General features: G+C 35.9%; 19 protein-coding genes. 4 read left to right on the top strand and 15 right to left on the bottom strand.

Features of this window, described 5'->3' with window-relative positions; genetic code table 11:
• Positions 1 to 17: 17 nt before the first annotated feature.
• Both SIB89_RS03175 and smpB read right to left on the bottom strand, forming a co-directional pair.
• The gene (locus tag SIB89_RS03175) at positions 18 to 2,480 is read right to left on the bottom strand and encodes a DUF5686 and carboxypeptidase regulatory-like domain-containing protein (protein WP_412561137.1); all 2,463 of its coding nucleotides are present in this window, start codon (positions 2,478 to 2,480) and stop codon (positions 18 to 20) included.
• A gap of 114 nt (positions 2,481 to 2,594) precedes the next feature.
• The gene (smpB, locus tag SIB89_RS03170; RefSeq protein WP_412561136.1) at positions 2,595 to 3,053 is read right to left on the bottom strand and encodes an SsrA-binding protein SmpB; all 459 of its coding nucleotides are present in this window, start codon (positions 3,051 to 3,053) and stop codon (positions 2,595 to 2,597) included.
• Positions 3,054 to 3,246: 193 nt separating this feature from the next.
• On the opposite strand from smpB, the gene SIB89_RS03165 reads away from it, so the two are divergent.
• Entirely contained in the window at positions 3,247 to 4,008 is a 762-nt protein-coding gene (locus tag SIB89_RS03165) for a DUF6503 family protein (RefSeq protein WP_412561135.1), read from the top strand.
• On the opposite strand, the gene SIB89_RS03160 is transcribed toward SIB89_RS03165, so the two are convergent.
• The 5 genes from SIB89_RS03160 to clpB all read right to left on the bottom strand — a co-directional run bounded on the left by SIB89_RS03160 (position 3,994) and on the right by clpB (position 10,076).
• Positions 3,994 to 4,878: a histidine phosphatase family protein gene (locus SIB89_RS03160; protein WP_412561134.1), complete on the bottom strand. Its 885-nt coding sequence runs from the start codon at positions 4,876 to 4,878 to the stop codon at positions 3,994 to 3,996. The two genes, SIB89_RS03165 and SIB89_RS03160, sit on opposite strands and share 15 nt — an antisense overlap.
• Positions 4,879 to 4,955: 77 nt before the next feature.
• On the bottom strand, positions 4,956 to 5,618 hold the full coding sequence (deoC, locus tag SIB89_RS03155; protein ID WP_155087218.1) for a deoxyribose-phosphate aldolase: 663 nt from the start codon (positions 5,616 to 5,618) through the stop codon (positions 4,956 to 4,958).
• A 237-nt stretch (positions 5,619 to 5,855) separates the two neighbouring features.
• Positions 5,856 to 6,719, bottom strand: coding sequence for a TraB/GumN family protein (locus tag SIB89_RS03150; protein WP_412561133.1), 864 nt, complete (start codon positions 6,717 to 6,719; stop codon positions 5,856 to 5,858).
• Positions 6,720 to 6,944: 225 nt separating this feature from the next.
• A complete protein-coding gene (locus SIB89_RS03145; RefSeq protein WP_412561132.1) occupies positions 6,945 to 7,349 on the bottom strand; it encodes a hypothetical protein in 405 nt (134 codons plus the stop codon).
• A gap of 117 nt (positions 7,350 to 7,466) precedes the next feature.
• A complete protein-coding gene (gene clpB / locus SIB89_RS03140; RefSeq protein WP_412561131.1) occupies positions 7,467 to 10,076 on the bottom strand; it encodes an ATP-dependent chaperone ClpB in 2,610 nt (869 codons plus the stop codon).
• Between the two features lie 274 nt (positions 10,077 to 10,350).
• Here clpB and ytxJ point away from each other — a divergent pair, with 274 nt between their 5' ends.
• The gene (ytxJ, locus tag SIB89_RS03135; protein WP_412561130.1) at positions 10,351 to 10,731 is read left to right on the top strand and encodes a bacillithiol system redox-active protein YtxJ; all 381 of its coding nucleotides are present in this window, start codon (positions 10,351 to 10,353) and stop codon (positions 10,729 to 10,731) included.
• Positions 10,732 to 10,845: 114 nt separating this feature from the next.
• On the top strand, positions 10,846 to 12,354 hold the full coding sequence (locus tag SIB89_RS03130; protein ID WP_412561129.1) for a DUF4041 domain-containing protein: 1,509 nt from the start codon (positions 10,846 to 10,848) through the stop codon (positions 12,352 to 12,354).
• A gap of 111 nt (positions 12,355 to 12,465) precedes the next feature.
• Here the strand turns inward: SIB89_RS03130 and SIB89_RS03125 are convergent, their stop codons facing one another.
• From SIB89_RS03125 to fahA, 3 genes are all read right to left on the bottom strand, one after another.
• Positions 12,466 to 13,263 (bottom strand): transporter, encoded by a 798-nt coding sequence (locus tag SIB89_RS03125; RefSeq protein WP_412561128.1) that lies wholly within the window; start codon positions 13,261 to 13,263, stop codon positions 12,466 to 12,468.
• A 124-nt stretch (positions 13,264 to 13,387) separates the two neighbouring features.
• Positions 13,388 to 14,569 (bottom strand): hypothetical protein, encoded by a 1,182-nt coding sequence (locus tag SIB89_RS03120; protein ID WP_412561127.1) that lies wholly within the window; start codon positions 14,567 to 14,569, stop codon positions 13,388 to 13,390.
• A gap of 193 nt (positions 14,570 to 14,762) precedes the next feature.
• The gene (gene fahA, locus SIB89_RS03115) at positions 14,763 to 16,055 is read right to left on the bottom strand and encodes a fumarylacetoacetase (RefSeq protein WP_155087226.1); all 1,293 of its coding nucleotides are present in this window, start codon (positions 16,053 to 16,055) and stop codon (positions 14,763 to 14,765) included.
• A 111-nt stretch (positions 16,056 to 16,166) separates the two neighbouring features.
• On the opposite strand from fahA, the gene glyA reads away from it, so the two are divergent.
• On the top strand, positions 16,167 to 17,441 hold the full coding sequence (glyA, locus tag SIB89_RS03110) for a serine hydroxymethyltransferase (protein WP_412561126.1): 1,275 nt from the start codon (positions 16,167 to 16,169) through the stop codon (positions 17,439 to 17,441).
• A gap of 102 nt (positions 17,442 to 17,543) precedes the next feature.
• Here glyA and SIB89_RS03105 read toward each other — a convergent pair whose 3' ends face one another.
• The 5 genes from SIB89_RS03105 to SIB89_RS03085 form a co-directional block, all read right to left on the bottom strand.
• Positions 17,544 to 18,167, bottom strand: coding sequence for a hypothetical protein (locus SIB89_RS03105; protein ID WP_412561125.1), 624 nt, complete (start codon positions 18,165 to 18,167; stop codon positions 17,544 to 17,546).
• Positions 18,168 to 18,228: 61 nt separating this feature from the next.
• Positions 18,229 to 19,803 carry a right-handed parallel beta-helix repeat-containing protein gene (locus tag SIB89_RS03100; protein ID WP_412561124.1) on the bottom strand — a complete coding sequence of 525 codons (1,575 nt, stop codon included), beginning with the start codon at positions 19,801 to 19,803 and terminating at the stop codon, positions 18,229 to 18,231.
• 172 nt (positions 19,804 to 19,975) lie between these two features.
• The gene (locus tag SIB89_RS03095) at positions 19,976 to 20,740 is read right to left on the bottom strand and encodes a carboxypeptidase-like regulatory domain-containing protein (protein WP_412561123.1); all 765 of its coding nucleotides are present in this window, start codon (positions 20,738 to 20,740) and stop codon (positions 19,976 to 19,978) included.
• Positions 20,741 to 20,821: 81 nt separating this feature from the next.
• Positions 20,822 to 21,190, bottom strand: a complete 369-nt coding sequence (locus tag SIB89_RS03090; protein ID WP_412561877.1) for an acyl-CoA thioesterase — start codon at positions 21,188 to 21,190, stop codon at positions 20,822 to 20,824.
• Between the two features lie 48 nt (positions 21,191 to 21,238).
• Positions 21,239 to 22,147, bottom strand: a complete 909-nt coding sequence (locus tag SIB89_RS03085; protein ID WP_412561122.1) for a carboxypeptidase-like regulatory domain-containing protein — start codon at positions 22,145 to 22,147, stop codon at positions 21,239 to 21,241.
• Between the last annotated feature and the right edge of the window lie 5 nt (positions 22,148 to 22,152).

Here is a 22,152-nt window from a genome sequence, read left to right as displayed (position 1 = left end):
ATGACAACTTGATAAATTTAAAAGAATTTCAGCCCAAACAAAATAGCATCACTTTGAAATCCACTTTGGTACGAACGGATGTAATCCACTCTTAAGAAACGCCATTTTCCCCAACCTATATTATCGACTCCTATGCTGTATTCTTGGTAAGGCTTAAAATCTGTTGTGGCCAATAAATGTGCTCCGACAACCAAATTAAAGTTGAGCTTGTTCAGCAAAGGTACTTTTCCTAAAATAAAACCATTAAAATCGTGCTCTGCATGTGCTTCTAAATAAGCATCATTGGTACTGCCAGCATAATATGGTAAGTTGTTGAAGATATTGGTATAATTGCCTTCTGTACTCACATGGGTTTGGTTACCATTAAAGTGTTGGTAGTCCACAAAGGCGATATCATCAGCATTAAAAAACTTGCCTGCTCTTAGGTTGTATCTAAACCGTCCTTTATCAGCGATGTTAAAAGATTGATACAATCTTGCTTTGACTTGGTCAAAATTATAATCGCTATTGGTGGCGCCAAAGCCTTTTTCGTAACTCAAGACCAGAGTAGGGAAGGCGTCATTTCTAATATTGAATTTACTATCAGGATAACTGAGATACTCTTGTCCAAAGTTGATTTGCGCCGTCACATTGGCTTTTAGAATATTATGGGTTTCAAAAGGAGCCACTCCATAAGCGGTTTCATCCAATGGATTATTACTCGTGTACATATCATCGTCTTCATTGATAAAGACTTGATCTGTAGTGTTGAAGAGTGCTTTTCGTCTGTCGTAGCTTAAGGTGGTGTAAAACCTAAAACCATTAAACAATTCTTCGGAATAGCTGAGCTGTAAAAAACTTCTATCATACAGTTTCATATAGTTGTCTTCAAAAAACAAGGTGCTAACACTATTGATAAGTGGTGAAATTGGTTCTGAAGGATTAAACTGTTCTGCACTCACACCTCCCGAAAGCGTTAAAAACCGTCGGCTTATATTGTTGAATTTATAAGTTAAGGAACCTGTTGCCCTTAAACGCTCGTCAGAAAATCCATATTCTAAATTAGCATTGGCTCTAAAAAAGCGTTTAAATTCGTCATAATTTTTGATGTAGAACAGATTTGCTTTTGCTGTGTAGCCTTGAACCGTATTAAACTGAGGAACAGTTGGAATATCCCATCCAGCTCGAAAATCCTTATGCGAATTTTGATAGGTGTAGCCCAAGATACTTCCTAATTTGAATTTATTATTGGCTCGATCAATAGAATCAAGATAGGGTTTAGATTCCTTCACAATTTGAATACTATCCTTTTTGATGTAATCCGTACGTTCTTCAATAGTTAAAGGTACTGGCCTTAGAGTTTTCCAGAATAGTGAATCCTTCTTATTGGCCTCGTTTTCAAAAGCCACAATTTCTCGCCCGAAATCTGCTTTAGTAAGTCCTGTATTAAATTCATAATCACTATAAACTGCCGTAAAACGCCCATCACCTTTTATACCCAAAAATTGGTATTTAAAATCGATGCTTTGCGAAATCACTGCCCACATATCAATAGCTTCAGAATACGAAAAACTTTGCTTCAGTGAAATAATGTCCACAACAGGAATACGAGCTTGTACACCAGTGATATCCAGTTCTAAAGCATAAATAGTCCATTGATCCTCAACTATATAGATTGTTCCGGAAAAGACTGGGTCGTTTTCACGTTTAGGAATCACATTTATTTTATTGATAAGATTACCACGCTCGTCATAGAACACACCTTCTAGCTTGTAGCGATAATACCCAAAGGCGTTATTGGCAATAGGAGAAACGATTTCATTGCCAAATTCAACTGTATTATTGTAAAAATTATAATTCACATCAATGGCAGTATTGAAACTAAAACCGTTATCATCTCCACTGACTTTAGAGGCTGTGATTTTTTCCTTGAGCTTGTCTGGTCTTAAGAATTGGATTTTGGATATGGTTTCAGAAAGATATATAATGCCGCTACGTGTAGAATCCAGCCCACCACCTAAATCTCCAACTTCCTGGCCTAATATTTTTTCGGGAGCGTCCTTGATTTTTATCAAACCTCTGGAATAGAAATTGGCTTCAAAAGATTGTATTTTTTCAAGATTTTCCTTTCGATTTGCTATAGCTTGACGCATAATGGCATTGGCAGGATTGTCTTCTGCATCTATAACCACTTCACCTAGGGAAACCGATTCCTCTTGTAGTGTGACATCAATGGTATAGGGAAATTTCTCGATGGTCACTTTTTCCCTCACGGTTTTGTAGCCTAAATACGTATATATAATAGTGTAAGTCTTTGGTTCTGTAATGTTGAGTTCGTAATAGCCATCATCATTGCTGGTAGTACCTTTGTAAGTGTTTTCGATAAGAATATTTACAAATGGTAAGGGCTCGCCTTTGGTGTTTGTAATGGTACCGACAACTTGTGCCGAAGCTATAAAACTGATGATAAGAAAGCCAATACTGAGTAATAGTCTGTTCATTGAGTTTGATTGATGGTTATATGAATATAGACGCAATTTTATAATGAAAGGTTGCCTATGTAGTTTCAAACATAGATTAAAAAAACACTGCTGAAAGTTATAACAATCTTAAAGTTATCGAAAACTTTTCTTAATGCGGTCTAAGTTACGCTTGTTATCGCGGTCTTTAATGGTTTCGCGCTTATCGTAGAGTTTCTTTCCTTTTGCTAATGCAATTTCCAATTTTGCCAAACCCTTATCGTTGATAAAAAGTCGTGTTGGTATAATAGCATTACCCTTAATGTTGACTTCTTTTTCTAGCTTTTTGAGCTCACGTTTATTCAAAAGAAGTTTACGCTCAGCCTTTGGTTTATGGTTGTAGTGGTTACCAAAAGCATACTCTTGAATGGTCATATTTATCACAAAGAGTTCACCTCTGCCGTTAAATTCACAAAACCCTTCAGCAATTGAAGCCTTGCCAGCTCTTATTGATTTAATCTCAGTGCCAGTAAGTACAATTCCAGCGGTATATTTATCCAATAGCTCGTACTGGAATTTCGCTTTTTTGTTGAGTATGTTGACCTTTTTTTGCATGGATGGCAAAGGTAGTAAAGTAAGTTTGAAGTTTGAAGTCTGAAGTTGGAAGTTTTCTCGGAGAGGCGCAGAGGAGCAATGTATTGAAGTGTGGAGTGTAAAGTATATAATGTAAAGTTGGATTTGATTTGAACGTTAAACATATTGTAAACTTATCTTTATTTTTGCGACTGAAAGCACTTAATACTTCTATATGAAACGATTTTCATTTTTATTTTTTGTCGTTTTGATTTTTGGCTGTAAGAATGAATCAAAAGTTGAGAACTTATCTGCTGATGATATAATCAATAAGTCTATTGAAGTAGCTGGTGGTGACAGTTTTAAAAAATCGGAAATAAACTTTGACTTTAGAGATAGGCATTACTATGCCAAAAGAAATCATGGAGACTTCTTATTGATGCGTGTTACTATTAATGCAAACAACGACTCAATTTATGACGTTTTGACTAATGCTGGTTATGAACGAAAATTGAATGATATGATTAATGTGGTCGTTCCAGATTCGATGATTACTAAATACTCAGCTTCTGTAAATTCAGTGCACTATTTTTCTGTGTTGCCTTATGGTTTAAATGATAAAGCCGTAAACAAAACCTTAATTGGAGAAGAAGAAATTAAAGCTAAAAACTATTACAAAATCCAAGTCACTTTTAATAAAAATGGTGGAGGAGAGGATTATGAAGATGTTTTTTTGTATTGGATTGATAAAGAAAGTTTTAAAGTCGATTATTTAGCCTATTCGTATAACGAAGCTGACGGAAAAGGAATGCGATTTAGGGCAGCCTATAACGAACGTTACGTCAATAGCTTACGCTTTGTAGATTATAACAATTATAAACCCAAAGATAAATCCATGAAACTTCAAAATTTGGGAAAAGCTTTTGAAAATAATCAGTTGGAACTACTCTCTAAAATTGAACTCGAAAATGTTAGGGTTGATTTAATTAATCTTTAATAGCTCAGAGGTTTTAGCATCTTCTGTCACTGTCACTTTATAGAGACTTGCGTTGTCATCTTCTTGCATCATTTCGTATTTCTTTTTTCCTAAAATAGCATTTGTAAACATTGGAGTAGTATTACTATGACCAACGATTAAAACGGTTTTCCCCTCGGTTTGCGCCATAAATTCCTTGGCATCCATATTACGTGGATCATAAAAGGTAAGCTCTAAGTTTTTTGACTTTGCTGTTGGAGTCGCTGTTTCTTTGGTTCTGTTGTAGTTAGTAGAATATACAGCGTCCAAGGCTATACCTTCAAAATGTTTGGCCCATTTATCAGCACGAGTTTTCCCTGCTTCCGATAAATGTGGATCTTTATCCTCCTTATCTGAGGTATCTTTTTCAGCATGTCTTATTAAATAATAGGTTGTGGTTTTTCCTAAATGTGTTTTCTCTAAAGGTCCTTCCCAAATGACTTGCTCTATCATCCATTTACCGCCTTCCTTGGATAGTAACATATAATCCACACCCCAAAAACCGATAACCTTTGCTGCTGCAATATGGTTGCTAATTTCTAAGACTTCTGCTTTTCTAATCACATCATCACCCTTTTGCTGATTGTTTTTCTTTATACGCTTAGCAAAATCAATAGCCTTGTCATAAGTCATCTGGTCATAATATTCGTATTCTCCAGACTCTTTGTTCTTCCAATAGCCAAACTTATACAATCTAGGCTTTAAGGCTGCTTTTAGTTTAAGCGTGTCCCCTTTGTAAAAGCCATCTAAATAATTGTTTAATGTGGTTTCAATTTGCGCTTTGTCTGATGTGTCTTGAGCAAAAACAGAAAATGAAAATAATAGCAAAAGTGTAGCGAGAAGTGATTTCATAATGAGAGCGATTGATTAATTCTCTCAAATATAAAGTAGAATCGCTATGTTTTTTTTAAATGTTTGTTAAATAAGTTTTATGAAGCCTTGAAAATATTGGCTTCATTTGACATGGCAACACCAGAGGATGTTCCTATTCTGTGCACACCAATTTCAATATACTTTAAAGCCGTTTCAGCATCTCTAATACCACCAGAAGCTTTTATCTTCAATTGGTCTTTAACACTCTTCTTCATGATTTTAACGGCAGTTAAAGTAGCACCACTTGTAGAGAAACCAGTTGAGGTTTTTACAAAGTCAGCTCTGGCATCAATACATATTTCGCAAGCTTTTACGATTTCATTTTTAGACAGTTCGCTGATTTCTAGAATAACTTTTAAGGTATTTAGTCCAATAGCACGTTTTACATCGCTTATATCTTTTAGAACGGCAACATGGTTTTTACTTTTAAGGCGTCCGATGTTTATAACCATATCAATCTCGGAGGCTCCGTCTTCAATAGCTTTTTTGGCTTCAAAAATTTTAGCTTCGGTGGACATGGCTCCTAAAGGAAACCCGACAACCGCACAAATTTTAACATTAGATCTTCCCAGGGCTTGTTTTGCAATAGGGACATAGCAACTATTTACACAAACAGAATAGAAGTTGTGTTTTAATGCTTCATCGCAAAGATTAAGGATATCGGCTTCGGTCGCTGTTGGACTCAACAATGTGTGGTCTATGTATCTATTTAATTCCATTTATTTATAAGTAGGGTTTTGACAAAAAAATAACTATAGTAATTCCCTTTCGGTTTGAGGGAATACCAGACAAGCTTAATCGTGTCTTAAGTAATGTTGGAATTAAATAGCTCGGTAAAATTAACGATTTATCCGTTAAAATGTATGTTAAAACTCATATTTTATTGTGCATTTCATCGAAAAGTTCAATCTGAAACCTTAATTGCCTGAGAGTGAATTATTAAAAATGAGTAAACTTTACTCAACTACTGCTGTCACTGTATAGCCAGCATTTCTAAGTAGATTAATCACACCGTTTTTACCCGCTAAATGCCCTGCGCCTACACCAAAAAAAGTTGGTTGTTCTATAGCATAATCAGTGATTTTTGATATCCAATTCTTGTTTCGCTCATCTAATAGAATATCTTGATGCTCCGAAACGGTAAGATTGTTTTCATCATTCATCAGTTCTAATAGCTCTGTAATGTTTTCTTTTTTATAGATGTCGAGCATTTTGGCAAAACTTGTTTTATCATATTGAAGATTGTCTTCTGCCATTCTAACTAAATCGGCATATTGGTCCTTTAACGGAATTTCGTCAAATACCTTGAGTTGGTCTTCGACGGTTTCCAATCCTTTAATGTCTTCGTTCTGTTCTTTGGCAACTTTCATAAACTCAAGCTCAAAAGATTGCATAGGACAATCTAGCATTTTTGGATATAAACTAGAACTCAAGAAAAAGGGCTTTACGTTTTCCATAAGTTTTAATGGCATGCCTAACTGGTTGGTGAGCAGCGAGTCAATCGCTTTATATTCATTATCAGAAACATAATCTTTTATGCTTTCACCTTCCGAAAGATAAATGCCAGACATTAATTTTGTTTGCATGGTTGGGTCGTCCATGTCTAATTCTAATACAATTTGAGATGTTTCATCGAGAGCTCTTTTAACGTCGTCTTCTAGTGTAGCATCACAGGTCAGATGAATTGTACCAAAAAGATAAGATGGGTTTTCGAGACCGTTGCCTTCAATTTTCCAAAGCGTGGAGTTTTCCAATTCTTGGGCATTTATAGAAAAAATGGATATGAGTGTTGCAACAAATGCAGATAAGATACGTTTCATTTTAAAGGTTTTGAATTGTCTATAGGTAGCTTAAAACTTGGTTTTGTTACAAAAGGAAAGCAACACGTCAAACTACCGATAGCGACTCGGCTTGAAATCAATGTTGCTTTAACCAACCAATCATAATAAAGACTGATTTTAGGCTCAATTGTTACACAATGGTTTAACTTGATGTCTTTTAAATTTCGGAAAGCGGATTGTACTTTGTAATAAGCGGTAAAACGTCTATGATTTACCTGCAGTCTGTTGGCTGCTTTCTTTTTCCAGAATACTTTGTACCCAAGTCATGGCCTCGGTTAGTGTGTCAAAAATCTCGTAAGGCTTGTCGAAAAAATTACGTTCGTATTCAGCATTTTTTCGCATCACATCCGTTTTGGGAATCATAGCAATGGCAACCAGATTAGGTATGGCTTCTGTTTCTGCATAAATTAAAGGGTTAACAGAGTAGGACTTCACCCGATTGGAAACATAAACCATATTTTTCCCACTAAAATGTTCCTTAATAATTTTGTTAAGATCCTCATTATGTTTTGGCTCAACAACAACACCTTCTTTTATTTGATTGATTAAGAAATCATCAAAAATAAAGCATTCTGTATCTTCAGTACTAAGATATTTAATGATTCCCATAAGTGATTTTTTGAGTATCCTCAAGATACAAAAATAAAACCTATAAAAAGAAAAGCAACGCTCATTTTCTAAAGAAAACTCGCGTTGCTTCTATCAACCAATCAATCAAAAAAATCGTTATTCGGTGTCCTCAATGACGAGGTCCCCTTGATTTCTAAATACTAACTTATCGTCAAACTCATCTAGTAGAATAATACTATCCGTTGTTACTCGTTCTGCTAAAATCTCTTTACTCAGTTCATTTAAAACTTCTTTCTGAATCACACGCTTTACAGGTCTCGCTCCATACTCAGGATTGTAACCTTTATCAGCCAAGTACGCTTTAGCTTCTGATGTCGCATCAAACGTAATACCTTGTTTTGCAATCATTTTTGAAACACCTTTTAATTGCAGATCAACAATATCTACAATGTTTTCCTTTGATAGAGGAGTAAACATTATGGTGTCATCAATACGGTTTAAGAACTCTGGTCTTACGGTCTGTTTTAACAATCCAAGTACATCAATTTTTGCAGCTTGCATGGCTGACTCAATATTTTTTGTAGCTTGAAAACGCTCTTGTATAATGTCACTTCCCATGTTGGAGGTCATTATGATAATAGTGTTCTTAAAATCTGCAATACGGCCTTTGTTATCCGTTAAGCGACCTTCATCCAACACCTGTAATAAAATATTGAATGTATCTGGATGCGCTTTTTCAATCTCATCCAATAGCACTACGGAATACGGCTTGCGTCTTACGGCTTCAGTAAGCTGACCACCTTCGTCATAACCTACGTATCCTGGAGGTGCACCAACCAATCTACTGACTGCGTGTCGTTCTTGATATTCACTCATGTCGATACGTGTCATGGCATTTTCATCATCAAATAGATATTCTGCCAATGCCTTTGCCAGTTCTGTTTTACCAACACCAGTTGTACCTAGGAACAAGAAGGTTCCTATTGGTTTTTGTGGGTTTTGTAAACCAGCTCTAGATCTACGTACAGCATCACTAACGGCTTCAATCGCTTCTTCTTGTCCTACTACACGTTTGTGCAATTCATCTTCAAGTTTTAGCAATTTTTCACGTTCGCTCTGTATCATCTTTGTTACAGGAATTCCTGTCCACTTCGCTACAACATCAGCAATGTCTTCATACGTCACTTCCTCTTTAATTAAGGCTGTTTCCTGTTGTTCTGCGAGTTGCTTTTGGTGTGTTTCAAGCTGTTCTGTGGCTTCCTTTATTTTTCCGTAACGGATTTCTGCCACTTTACCATAATTACCTTCACGTTCGGCACGTTCGGCTTCCAGCTTATAGTTTTCTATGTCTTGTTTTATGTTCTGAACGTTTTCAACCAATTCCTTTTCAGATTTCCACTTGGCATTCAATTCGTTACGCTCTTCCTTAAGATTTGCCAGTTCAGCCTTTAAGGACTTTAATTTGGATTCATCTTTTTCGCGTTTAATAGCCTCGTGTTCAATTTCGAGCTGCATAATCTTTCTATCCAAAACATCGAGTTCCTCTGGTTTAGAATTGATTTCCATACGCAGTTTAGAAGCCGCTTCGTCCATTAGGTCAATCGCCTTATCCGGAAGAAAACGATTGGTGATATATCTGTTGGATAGTTCCACAGCACCAATAATCGCTTCATCCTTAATACGCACCTTGTGATGTGTTTCGTATTTTTCCTTGATACCACGCAGGATTGAAATCGCACTTTCGGTATCTGGCTCATTGACCGTTACCTTCTGGAAACGACGTTCTAAGGCTTTATCTTGTTCAAAATACTTTTGATATTCGTCCAATGTTGTAGCACCAATAGCTCTGAGTTCTCCACGCGCTAAGGCAGGTTTTAGAATGTTAGCAGCATCCATGGCACCTTGTCCGCCACCTGCGCCAACAAGGGTGTGAATCTCATCTATAAAGAGTACGATGTCACCTTCACTGGTGGTCACTTCTTTGATGACCGCTTTTAGACGTTCCTCAAATTCACCTTTAAATTTTGCACCAGCAATCAATGCTCCCATATCCAAGGCAAAGATTTGCTTGTCCTTTAGATTTTCAGGTACGTCACCATCGATGATTCTGTGCGCCAAGCCTTCTGCAATGGCGGTTTTACCAGTACCAGGTTCACCGACCAAAATTGGATTGTTCTTGGTACGACGCGATAAAATCTGAAGTATTCTACGAATCTCTTCATCGCGACCAATAACAGGGTCCAATTTTCCATCTTGTGCCAATTGGTTAAGGTTTTTGGCGTATTTGCTCAAGGAATTGTAAGTTTCCTCTTGACTTTGAGACGTTACGCGATCTCCCTTACGCAATTCTTCAATCGCAGCGTTTAAACCTTTTTCCGTTACGCCTTGGTCTTTTAAAATCTGTGCGATTTTGCTTTTGGACTTAAAAATAGCCAAGACCAAATGCTCAATGGATACAAAGTCATCGTTCATCTTTTTAGCGATGATAGATGCTTCGTTAAGGGCTTTACTGGCTTCGCGGGAAAGCATAATCTCGCCACCAGAAACTTTAGCAAAGCTCTCTAGTTCCTTGTCTAAAATCTGTTGTAGTATAGACACATTAACATTCAGCTTCTTGAGCAAAAATGGTAATACGTTTTCATCAACATTAAAGAGCGCCTTAAAAATGTGCTCATTTTCTATCTGTTGATGACCAAAGCCTTGGGCAAGCTGCTGCGCCTGCTGTATGGCTTCTTGTGATTTAATTGTATAATTATTAAAATTCATCTTTTTATTATTGCTTTAATTGTCATTGTGAGCCTGCCTGTTGGCAGACAGGGACGCAGGACGCGGCAATCTCTCGATGAGATTCTTCGCTAGCGCTCTGAATGACAATACCATTGTCTTATTGTTATGTTTTCCTATCTTTATTCAACAATCTTACCAATACTAAAAGGTAAGAAAAAAACGACAAAATGTCTGATTTAATGTGATTTATAATGACGTTTTGTCAATCTGTAAGTTGTAATTAGTCTTGCGACTACTTTATAAAATAGAAACTATGTTTAAAAAAATATTCGGGTCGTCCGAACCCAAGAAAGAAGAAAAAATATTACCATGGATACCACTTACCAGTACTGAACAACTCAGTACCATAGAAGACCAATCCAAAACCAAAACCCAGTTGATATTTAAGCACTCTACACGTTGCGGTATCAGCAGAATGGTAATGAACCAGTTTGTGTCTGGTTATGATCTCGACTTAAATGCCGATTTATATTACCTCGATTTGCTCAGTTATAGAGACGTGTCTAACGAAACAGGTCATAAATTCCAAGTGCTACACGAATCGCCACAACTTTTAGTGATTAAGAATGGAGTGGTAGTGGCACATGCGTCTCATGGTGGGATTAATGAATTAAACCTAGAGCAGTTGGTGTAAAATACGTAGTGTTACGTATTGACTTGTAGTTTTTTTAATTTTAAATTCGCTTAACGTCTCACATAGACAATTTAAAAAGTCAATATTTAAGTATTGTAGAAAATACCAAAACAAATGATCATAGGATTATCAATTGCATTAGTATTAGTTGGAATAGCTTCCTTAATTATTATTTACAAATGCAAAAAATCCAAACAAGTTTTAACATCTGAAATTGAGAAGAAAAAAGACTCAATTAAGAAGAAAATCACCGAAATAAAGGAGCTGAATTCGAGTATTGAAAATCTGAATTCTGAACTAAACGAAAAGAATAAAATACTCGAAACGAAAAACAGCGAAATCACTTCTCTAAATTCAAGTTTAGACAGATATAGCGAAATAGTTTCTGTTGAATCTGAATTAAAAAACAAAAATCTCGATTTAGAAAAGCTCGAGTCCAAATTCAATGAATTGAATTTAAAATATATCGACTCAAAATTGATATACAGAAATTTAGAAAAAGATATTCAACTCTACAAAAATGACCTTGAATTTGTAGAACTTGGGATTTATGAACCAATATTTGATTACGATACTTCAGAAAAATACAAAGAGGAACTATTAAAAATTAGAACAGAGCAAAAACAATTAATTAAAAATGGTAATGCTTGTATCTGTAATACGAATTGGCACGTCGGAAATAGTAGAAAACAAGGGGAAATAATGACTCGTCGTTATATAAACCTAACTTTAAGAGCATTTAATGGAGAATGCGATACTTTAATCTCAAAAGTAAAATGGAATAACGTAAAACGCTTTGAGGAAAGAATAACAAAAGCTTTCAATGCAATTAATAAACTTGGAAAATCAAATGACGTTTATATAACAGATGAATACTTAAAGCTAAAATTAGATGAACTTCATTTGGCATATGAACTTGAGCATAAAAAGAGACAAGAAAAAGAAGAACAAAGAGCAATCAGAGAAGAGCAAAGAGAAGAAGAAAGAGCATTGCGTGAATTTGAAAAAGCTCGAAAGGAAGCTGAAGAAGAAGAAAAACGTTTCCAAAAGGCTTTGGAAAGAGCACAAAAAGAACTTGGGTTAGTGAGCGGTGAAGAACTTGAAAAACTGAATAATCAAATTTCTGAACTTCAGAAAAACCTTCGAGAAGCACACGAAGCTAAAGAAAGAGCAATTTCAAGAGCACAAGAAACAAAATCTGGTCACGTTTATATAATTTCAAATATAGGTTCATTCGGAGAGAATATTTATAAAATTGGAATGACAAGACGACTCGAGCCAATTGACAGAGTTAAAGAATTGGGAGATGCTTCAGTTCCTTTCAGATTTGACTTACACGCTCTCATTTTTACTGAAAATGCACCTGAATTAGAAGGTTTGCTGCAGAAAGAGTTTGATGATAGAAGAATTAACAAAGTGAATTATAGAAAAGAATACTTTAGAGTTACATTGGACGAAATTGAAGAAGTCATTAAAAACAAGTACGATAAAGAGGTAGAATTTATTCGTGTTCCAGAAGCACAAGAATATCGAGAAACAAAATCATTAATAAAGCAATTAGAGCAAGCTCAAAAAGAACAAACTGATTCTGAAATTGATAAATATCCAGATAGTCTATTTTAAATAAGTACTTGCTACAACAAAGTCCTCGCGGACTTTCTATCTTTCTTTATTTCCTAACAATTAAATCAATAAGAACCGATAAAATTATTTAGTTCTAAACCTTAACCAAAGTCACAGATTGCAAACCAAACCTACACCATAAGAAGGTCCAGTAAAAATGTTGCGTCCATCTAATAGGTGAGCATAAGTGATATAGATTCCAAAGTTTTTGAAAATGTTATAATATAGAGTTGCACCCACTTTATGATAACTCACGCCAAGTTCCCTAAAGTTTTGGGGAGCGGGAGTGCCTCTATAATCTATACCTCCTATGGCGTATTGAAAATCGTAATATACATCGTAATACCAGTTTTTTGTTGCTTTCCCAGCCTTAAAAACAAAGGGTATGCTGTTGGATACTTCTTCTAGTTTATAGCTAAAACCACTTTGCACTGTAACAAACCAGTTAGAGTTCCATTTGTAATGCGCCATGGCTCTGGTATCTATTACTGTGGCTTGTTGCCCTATATCATTTAATCCTCCAATTTTATAGTCATTGATCGGAGTAGAAAACCCTAAAGCTGCACTGAGCTGTAATTGTCCATTTTGAGTGGTTTTAGTGTAGAATCTATATTTGGAAAACAATGAAATGTCCTGTAAGCTTTTATTGGTGTCACTTTCTAAATAAGGTAAACTTACCTGAACATCTAAGTTGTCCAATACACCATGCGACGCAAAAACACTGATGTAGGTTAGTGTTCTGCTGAGTGACGAAGGTTCTCTGCCTATGAGATAGCTTTTGCTGTCTTCATAGCCATAGCCTAATACCAATGTGGTATTACCCTGTCCACGATAAAAGCCATCAATTCTACCTTGGCAATAACTGCTAACAGATAATAACATAAAACACAACAGGACAATAACTCTCATAAAACCGGTAAACTTTGATGTACAAGATATACGAAAATTTTGTTGTCTTAGTTTTTGGTTTATAAAACACGCACCAAATCAAAACCATAAAAAAACCTCCCGTTCCCGAGAGGTTTTCTATTTATTAACCATTCAATCTATAAGAACTGATAATGTTCTTTAGTTTTAATTTTAAATCTTCACCAGAGTCATAGACCATTTGGGCATCCGTTGGGAAACGTACTTGTCTTTGGTTTAAAAGGACTCTGTCGTCTCTATTTAAGGCTCTTCTGTCGCCTCTAAATCGTCCAAAAACGTTTTCAAAGGTGAAGCCACTATCTATGGTAAAGGCATCAATCACCTGGTTTTGTTTTAAATCCGTGTAAACTACATCTGCAATCACTTGAGCGGATTTGGTTTGCAGGACTTCAAAAAAACGTGCCCTTACATTAACGATCTTATCGACTTTAATGTCGTTACCTAAACTGTCTTTGGCTACGTTGCCGTTATCATCCAATAAATATTCCCATCCATCTACAATTTGCCTTTCTCTCAACAGTTGTCTTTCATTGATTCGCTCTGGCGAAATATTGATTCGCTTTAACTGTAATTCCATGGCATAATCATAATTGATATTATTATCTGCATTGGCGTGATAACTCGTCCAGAATTGATTAAGGCCATACGTATTAAAATCCAACAGCTCAGCTTCCAATTGTTGAGGTATGATTTGATGTGTTTCGTTTTTAATAGACACATGTACATAATCCATACCTGTAAGGTGCGCTTCTTGCATTAAGGATCTCACATCCTCAAAATTTGGGTTGATACTATTGACATAATCAAACAACCTATAAGCTTCTCTCGCATTTAATTTATCATTGGTGTCTAACAGATCCAATCCTTTATCCATAAGATAATCAGAGGTTTTATATCTGTAGTCAACCAAGGCATTACTGTAATCTTTAAACGTGAAGCTTATGGTTCTGTTACCAATCTTTAAAGGCATGATGCGTTTTATAGCGTTTTGCCTTGCTTCTAAATCGGCATAGCTTTCGTAAATGGTTTTGTATAACTCAGGATTGCCATCTTGCTTTAAGTGTGCAATACGTGCCAAATCCTCTGCCAAGACTTTATCATAAGCATCCTTAAGCATCACCACATAAGCTTGCTTACGCTTTTTGTCTTTGTTGTTTTCTAGTTTTCTCAACGCTTCAGAAATAGCTTGGTCATAATTACCATGACTGATGGCGCTTTCAATTTGTTTTTTGGCACTACAAGATACGAGTACCGAAACAAGTGCTGTTAAAAGTAAAATTCGTTTCATAATCTTGTGTTTTATAGGTTATACGTAGTATAAACCAATCATTGTGCCAGACTTTATTTTGATGCCAGAAGCAGGAAGTATGAAGCACGAAGAAAGCGCGTCATTACTAGAGAAATGTAATAAATGAAAAAGCTTGAAATCGAAAGTGTTTAACTCTCAACTTCAAGCTTTGTGCTCCGAGCGTAAGGCTCTGTTATTTCTTTTTCTTCGGATTAAAAACAGGCAATAATTGTGTTTTTACTTGACCAAATCCAATACGTACATCGTCATTTTCGCAATAGCCTCGCATAACTACAGTATCGTAATCATTAATGAATTTACGCTCTGTACCATCTTTTAGTTTAATGGGTTTAGTGCCTTTCCATGTGAGCTCTAACATAGAACCATAGGAATCTTCAGTTGGTCCAGAAATGGTTCCGCTACCCATCATATCACCAGAATTTACAGGGCAACCGTTAACCGTGTGATGTGCCAGTTGCTGTGCCATACTCCAGTACATATATTTAAAATTGCTTTTGCAAATTATAGTTTCTTTACCACCTTTAGGAATGATACCAGCTTCTAACTTAATGTCGAAGCTATGCTTTCCTTTGGTTTGTAAATAGGGTAGAGGCTTTGGATCTTGTTTTGGGCTCTCCACTCTAAAAGGTTCAAGTGCATCAAGAGTTACAATCCATGGTGAAATTGATGATGCAAAGTTTTTTCCTAAGAAAGGTCCTAAGGGTACATATTCCCATTTTTGAATATCTCTTGCCGACCAGTCGTTAAAAACGACAAGTCCAAAGATGTATTCTTCTGCTTCTTCAATAGGAATTGGCTCACCCAGCTCATTGGCATCAGTGGTGATAAACGCCATTTCCAATTCAAAATCCACTAATTTACTTGGTCCAAAAACAGGTTTGTCCGCTCCCTCTGGTAACGTTTGTCCTTGAGGTCTGTGAATAGGAATATGCGTTGTAATAATTGATGAACTACGACCATGATACCCAACAGGTAAGTGCAACCAGTTTGGCATTAAGGCGTTGTCCTTACCGCGAAACATAGTGCCTACATTTGTGGCGTGCTCTTTACTCGCATAAAAATCGGTATAGTCACCGACTTGCACTGGCATTTGCATTTCGATTTCATCCAGTCGAAAACAAATAATTTCTTTGTGCTTGGTGTTGTTTTTTAATTCGTCATTTTCGGCATCAAAAATTTCAGCAACACGATTACGAACCGCTCGCCAAGTTTTTCTACCATCAGCAATAAAATCGTTTAATGAATCCTGAAGAAAAATATCGTCTGTTAACGGGATTCCGTCAAAATAGCCCAATTGATGAAGCGCACCAAGGTCAATGGCTGTATCTCCGATTCGTGTACCTATGGTAATGATATCTTCTCTTGTGAGGAAAACTCCAAAAGGAATGTTCTGAATTGGGAAATCGGAATATTTATTTACGTATAACCAAGAGGCTCTATTTGGATTATTGGCTGATAATGGCATATATAATTGTTGATTAAATGTTATTAATTTCTATTCAAACCTACATAATTTTTGATATTAAAACTAATTGTATTCCTTATTTTTGTTGCTGATTTAATAAAGACTTTATTTATGCAACGCGACGAACAAATTTTTGAACTCATAGAAGCTGAAAGAGAACGCCAAACCGATGGTATAGAGCTAATTGCCTCAGAAAACTTTGTCAGTGACCAGGTCATGGAAGCTGCAGGTTCTGTATTAACCAACAAATATGCTGAAGGTTATCCTGGTAAGCGCTACTATGGTGGTTGCGAAGTGGTGGATGAAGTTGAGCAAATTGCTATTGATAGAGCTAAAGCTTTATTTGGCGCGGCTTATGCCAATGTGCAGCCACATTCTGGAAGCCAAGCCAATACAGCTGTTTTTGCAGCATGCTTAAAGCCTGGCGATACTATTCTTGGATTTGATTTATCTCATGGTGGTCATTTAACACATGGCTCTCCTGTGAATTTTTCAGGAAAACTTTATAATCCGACATTCTATGGTGTAAAGAAAGATACAGGTTATATTGACTATGATATGTTAGCAGATCAGGCGGAAAAAGTAAAGCCAAAAATGATTATTGCTGGTGCGTCTGCATACTCGCGAGATATTGACTTTGCCAAGTTTAGGGAAGTTGCTGATAATGTTGGCGCCGTGTTATTGGCTGATATATCGCATCCTGCTGGATTGATTGCCAAAGGCATTCTGAATGATCCGATGCCACATTGCCACGTGGTAACAACAACGACACATAAAACCTTAAGAGGGCCAAGAGGTGGAATGATTATGATGGGTGAAAACATTGACAATCCATTTGGAATCACTTTAAAAAGTGGGAAACTTAGAAAAATGTCAGGTCTTTTAGATTCTGCTGTATTCCCTGGAAATCAAGGTGGACCTTTGGAGCATATCATTGCAGCCAAGGCTATTGCTTTTGGTGAAGCGTTAACCGATGATTTCTTACATTATATGCTACAAGTGAAAAGCAATGCTGATGCTATGGCGAAAGCGTTTGTGGCTAAAGACTATAATTTAATTTCTGGTGGAACGGACAACCACATGATGTTGATTGATCTTAGAAATAAAAATATTACTGGTAAAGATGTTGAAAACGCATTGGTAAAAGCAGATATCACCGTGAATAAGAATATGGTACCATTTGATACCGAATCTCCTTTTGTGACTTCAGGTATTAGAGTAGGAACTGCAGCGATTACAACAAGAGGCTTAAAAGAAAACGATATGAGCTATGTAGTGGATTTGATTGATGAGGTCATTACCAATTACGAAAATGAAACGGTATTGGAAGGTGTTGCTAATAAAGTGAATGAATTAATGGGAGGGAGACCTTTGTTTACTGCTTAGAAAATATTTAGAGACAGACCTCACAGGTTTTCAAAACCTGTGAGGTCTAAAGATTGATAAAAAAGCCATTCAATTTAATTTGAAGAGGCTTGTTTAATGTTTTTACAATTTAGCAAATAAATCATCAAGCGATTTAAAATCTCGTCTCTTGTAATCTGTTCCATCTCTTTTATTTAAATAATTTATAAGATCCTTTTTTGAACCAGAAGACCAGAAGTTCCAAGTATCAGTTAAAACGTTATTTTCTTTAACAAGAACCCGTCCAACTAATGAATTATCTTTTAATTTATCGGAAGAGTCATAAACACTAATATTATTGCCTTTTTGAAAAACTAACCGATATAATCTTTCATCTTCATTTACGTTGAGGAATTTAATTTCTTTTGTTATTTTATTTTGAGTATATGATAGATTAACTTCTTTAATTGTTCCATTGTCGATAGGTTCATAGTCATCATCACTTTTAAAAATTGTAATCAATTTATTTTTAAAAGGTTGATTCACACTTATTTTTCCAATTAAAACAGTACTGTCTTTTAAGACAATTTCACCTTCATAAAAAGGTTTATTGATGTCTAGTGTGTTACAGCAATCACAGTCGGAGCTTTGGCTATTTATTAAAAGTAAATTTGCATTAATTAAGTCTAAGTCTTGAGCTTTTAGACTTGGTGAGTATATTACTATAAGAAAAAGTAATAAAAAGGCGGGTAAATTTTTAGAAATCATATTAATTGAGATTTAAGAATTTATTCTTTAAGTTCATCAATAATTATTCCAAAGCCATAATTTAATCTTCAAAAACCACACTCTCATAAGCACCAGCATCAGATGGATTGGCGCGAGCGACATTTAAAATATCAAAAGGTACTTGACTAGTAAATGTTGCATTGCCAATACCATCAGCACCAGAGTCTGCACCAATACGCATTAAGTTTTCAAAAGGATCTTCAAAATCTGGGTCTTGGTTAAAGACATTGCTTTCGTAGAACGTGGTGTTATTAAACTCGTAGTTGCCAGTTCCGCTGAGGTTATCATTATCAAAGCGCAAGAGGCAATTGGTGAACTTAAAGTTGAAAACTGCGCCTTCGTTTTCCAATAAAAATTCAGGATTATCATTACCGTAAATGATACAGTTATTAAAATTGGCTTCCGTTAAATCGTTAATGACTATAGCATCTTCTTCAATTAAAGTGAAATCATTGAGGAGTAGGGCAGGAAACTGTCTAAAACTACTGTTCCAATAATTAGCTATGGTGCAATGTGTAAAATTGTATTTTCCACCAAGCGTCCCAGCAAAAGAAGATTGTCCGGAGTTATTAATCACCACATTTTCTGCTGTAATAGAAGTTGCTCTCCCTAAAATCCCAAACCCACTGGAATTGTATACTTGTGAGTTTGTAATGGTCAATTTATCGTTTGGTGCATCTTGATCTCCTTCCGAAAGAATACCAATAGTTGCATTTTTTATGGTCGCACAATTGATGGTATTGTTTTCACTACCATTAAACAGCCAAATGGTTCCCCATTGACCAGGAACATCTTCAAAAAGAGGCTCTAAACGATTACCAGAAAGAATGACTTCATTTTCCAATACTTCTTGATCTGTGCTTAGTTCTCCATTGATGTTTAAACTTCCTCCATCAGTGACGATGATACCAGAATCAGCATGGAAATGTACGCGTGTACCTGCTTCCATGGTTAGTGTTTGTCCATCATCAACGCCAGCATAACCGTAAATCACATAAGGTTTTTCGTTAGTAAATGTGAGTTCGTCATTTTCTAAGAAGCGACCTTGTAAGGTGGTTTCGTCATCATCTCCATCACCATCAACATCAAAAGTCAAGGTTTCTATAATACCAGTGGTTTCATCCCTTGCAGGATATATAAAAACTGCATCTTTTACCAGAGTGACTAAATCTACATCTTGCTGATTATTACCAGAGTCAAACAAGATTCGATCTGTATATAAAAACTGAATATCGGACGCAGAAAGTGTTTCAATATCTATGGTGGTTTCAATAAAAATAAACAGGCTGTCATTTGCCAAAAGCTCTACATCCTCAAAGAATTTTCCTTCTTGTGCACCTTCAAGTCCTGTTGTGCCATCAACGTTCATTCTGTAAAAGGAATTCACGCCATTTTCCAATTGAATCGTTGGGATGACAATATCATCATCACTTCGGTTATATACTTTTAAATTGTACGTGCTAGAACCAATGTTGGTAAAAACAGTATCTAAATAAACAGTGTCTTTTGCGAACTCGAGACTTCCGGTGCTTGGAGAGAAATCAAAATCCTTACGGCAAGAACTCCAAAATAATAATACAACTAGGCAAATAAAGAATGATAGCAGTCGCTTCATAAACAAAATAATTATGGCTTAAAAATATAACTTTTGAAGTTAGTAATTATTATGAAGAGGGTTAATTAATGCAGATTGTGTCATTCAGAGGGAAGTATGACCGAAGAATCTGTTTATTTGTGTTAATGATTATTGAGATTCTTCACTCGTACCTCGTTCTGAATGACATAGGCTAATCCTTTACATTAGCTGCTTCACCATATTCCTCAATCAAAATGAGAAATAATTGGCTATTTAAAACCAATGCTTCTAAAAGCTCCATTTTCTTTTCATCTTTTAATAACTCAGAACTGATGCCTTTGGCAGAACAGAAATCGTAAAAGAGCTTGGTTTTATTTTCTGGAATATTAAGATTTTCAGTAACAAGCCTTTTATTGAAAAATGAACTCGTGCTGAAAAGTGAGTCCATCTGTTTATAGGTTATTGGTGTGTACTCAGGTAATTTTTCCTTTTTTCTTTTAAAAAGCTTAACGACCTGGCCTATTAGGTAAACAAAATCAACTCCATACGTGGCACCAGCTGGTTGATATAAACCTGGATTGTTCTTTATATCCTCTTTTATTAAATTATGAAGCTCTGTGTTGTAGGTTTCAACTTCAAAAACAGGTTGCTCGGGTTCTGCCTTCACTTCAACCTCGTCTAACGCGTTTGTTATTTTTTTAAGTTCAAAAACATTGGGTTCTTCAAAATGAGTTTGGGTTAAAACCACGGTTTTTTGATGGTAAAAGATGGACTCAAAAGCAATGGTATCGCTAACCTTGGCGACGATACTAAAGTTACCGTCTTTGTCTGTAACCGTAAGCCTGTTCTGGGTTTTGTTTACTACTTTAATGTCCTTAACCGTAGATTTTGAATCGTAAATTTTTCCTTCTAAGGTTTGCCCAAACAATAAAGTATTGAAGAGTAATAGGCTTAAGACTAAAAAGAATTGACGCATAGCGATGGATTGGTGCAATAAAGAAAAGCTTTTAAGGCAAAACACAAGGACGTATTAAAAAAACTTTAACCTAAATTACTGTTAATTGAAAAGCGCTGCGATTTCTGGTGTAATGCGTGTTGGCCTCTTGGTTTTGGCATCCATAAAACACCATTTGGTTTCAGACGTTGTAATTAGCTTACCGTTATTTTGATTAAAAATTTCAACATGACGAATGGAAGTGACACCTTCTGACTTTGATACATAGGTTTTAATATTGAGCTGGTCACCTAAAACGGCCTGACTTTTATACTCAATATGATGGCTCACTAAAACCCAAAAGTAGTTTTCTAGTATATCTTGTGAAGTGTTCTGTAGCCAATGTTTTTCAGCAATGTCTTGCACCCATTGCACGTAGCGCACATTGTTGACATGGTTGAGTTGATCTAAATCGTCTTTGGTAACGGTAATGGTTTTTTTGAAATATCTGCATCAAATAGTTATTGATGCTTAAAGATATTATTTCTTTGAGAAAAGACTTTTAATACCAAAGAAGAATTTGCCAAAAGCTGTACGTTCTTTTTCACCATTTTTAATAGCTTCTCGTTTTGCGATGCGTTCAGCCTTCCATTTGGTTCTTCTGGCCTTATTTCTCTCTTTCCATTTTTGATGATGTTCTCTAATAGCTCTGGATTTTTCTTGTTCAGCTTCAGAAGCCACTAATTCTGGTTCATCATAACTCATATTGCAATGGTTAGTGTATTGTTGAACAGCAGTAATACCACCAACGATAACTTCACCTAATAGCAAATCTTCATCTAGTTCAATTACTATGTTGTAAGTGTTGGAGTTTCCGATGGTAATTTCAGTTGTTTTCATACCTACATAAGAGATAATTAGTACATCACCTGTATTTACCTTTATGGAATACTTGCCATCAAAATCAGTTTGAGCACCTGTGTAAGTCCCTTTAATAATTACCGAAGCACCTGGCAGTGGCAAACCATCGTCTGCTGTTGTAACTATTCCAGAGACTGTTCTTTGATTTATAACTGATGTTGCGATTTTCCCTTTTACTTGGGGTGTATTTAAAGAATCAACTTTTACAGTTCTTGGTTCGCCTTGTGCATGTATGTCTTGATGACCTAAAGCCATAAACGCAAATAGACCAGACGCGGCTATGGACAAATAGTTGTTTTTGTCTTTTCTGGCTAAAAACATTTCCCTATTGAGTTGTTGTGTTTTAAATCTGCCACAAAGATTGTTTTCGTTTTCGAAAGTCTTTATGACTTGTTCATCTGTTTTGGATGTAAAATCGATAACGGTTTTGTTGCAGGCAGCACAGTGACGGCCTTTTTCTTTAGGTGTCATTTTATTCCAATCTTCATGGCAAGGCTCTGGAATACTAATGGAAATAGTTTTTTTCATGGTTG

The sequence above is a fragment of the Winogradskyella sp. MIT101101 genome (assembly GCF_047126865.1).
GTDB lineage: Bacteria > Bacteroidota > Bacteroidia > Flavobacteriales > Flavobacteriaceae > Winogradskyella > Winogradskyella ouciana.
The sequence above is the reverse complement of the archived record's forward strand: the minus strand, read 5'-3'. Positions and strand labels throughout refer to the sequence as shown.

What these genes read in the sequence shown, in the direction of transcription:
- SIB89_RS03175 (WP_412561137.1), bottom strand. Translation starts at nt 2,480, where the DNA reads ATGAACAGACTATTACTCAGTATTGGCTTTCTTATCATCAGTTTTATA.
- smpB (WP_412561136.1), bottom strand. Translation starts at nt 3,053, where the DNA reads ATGCAAAAAAAGGTCAACATACTCAACAAAAAAGCGAAATTCCAGTAC.
- SIB89_RS03165 (WP_412561135.1), top strand. Translation starts at nt 3,247, where the DNA reads ATGAAACGATTTTCATTTTTATTTTTTGTCGTTTTGATTTTTGGCTGT.
- SIB89_RS03160 (WP_412561134.1), bottom strand. Translation starts at nt 4,878, where the DNA reads ATGAAATCACTTCTCGCTACACTTTTGCTATTATTTTCATTTTCTGTT.
- deoC (WP_155087218.1), bottom strand. Translation starts at nt 5,618, where the DNA reads ATGGAATTAAATAGATACATAGACCACACATTGTTGAGTCCAACAGCG.
- SIB89_RS03150 (WP_412561133.1), bottom strand. Translation starts at nt 6,719, where the DNA reads ATGAAACGTATCTTATCTGCATTTGTTGCAACACTCATATCCATTTTT.
- SIB89_RS03145 (WP_412561132.1), bottom strand. Translation starts at nt 7,349, where the DNA reads ATGGGAATCATTAAATATCTTAGTACTGAAGATACAGAATGCTTTATT.
- clpB (WP_412561131.1), bottom strand. Translation starts at nt 10,076, where the DNA reads ATGAATTTTAATAATTATACAATTAAATCACAAGAAGCCATACAGCAG.
- ytxJ (WP_412561130.1), top strand. Translation starts at nt 10,351, where the DNA reads ATGTTTAAAAAAATATTCGGGTCGTCCGAACCCAAGAAAGAAGAAAAA.
- SIB89_RS03130 (WP_412561129.1), top strand. Translation starts at nt 10,846, where the DNA reads ATGATCATAGGATTATCAATTGCATTAGTATTAGTTGGAATAGCTTCC.
- SIB89_RS03125 (WP_412561128.1), bottom strand. Translation starts at nt 13,263, where the DNA reads ATGAGAGTTATTGTCCTGTTGTGTTTTATGTTATTATCTGTTAGCAGT.
- SIB89_RS03120 (WP_412561127.1), bottom strand. Translation starts at nt 14,569, where the DNA reads ATGAAACGAATTTTACTTTTAACAGCACTTGTTTCGGTACTCGTATCT.
- fahA (WP_155087226.1), bottom strand. Translation starts at nt 16,055, where the DNA reads ATGCCATTATCAGCCAATAATCCAAATAGAGCCTCTTGGTTATACGTA.
- glyA (WP_412561126.1), top strand. Translation starts at nt 16,167, where the DNA reads ATGCAACGCGACGAACAAATTTTTGAACTCATAGAAGCTGAAAGAGAA.
- SIB89_RS03105 (WP_412561125.1), bottom strand. Translation starts at nt 18,167, where the DNA reads ATGATTTCTAAAAATTTACCCGCCTTTTTATTACTTTTTCTTATAGTA.
- SIB89_RS03100 (WP_412561124.1), bottom strand. Translation starts at nt 19,803, where the DNA reads ATGAAGCGACTGCTATCATTCTTTATTTGCCTAGTTGTATTATTATTT.
- SIB89_RS03095 (WP_412561123.1), bottom strand. Translation starts at nt 20,740, where the DNA reads ATGCGTCAATTCTTTTTAGTCTTAAGCCTATTACTCTTCAATACTTTA.
- SIB89_RS03085 (WP_412561122.1), bottom strand. Translation starts at nt 22,147, where the DNA reads ATGAAAAAAACTATTTCCATTAGTATTCCAGAGCCTTGCCATGAAGAT.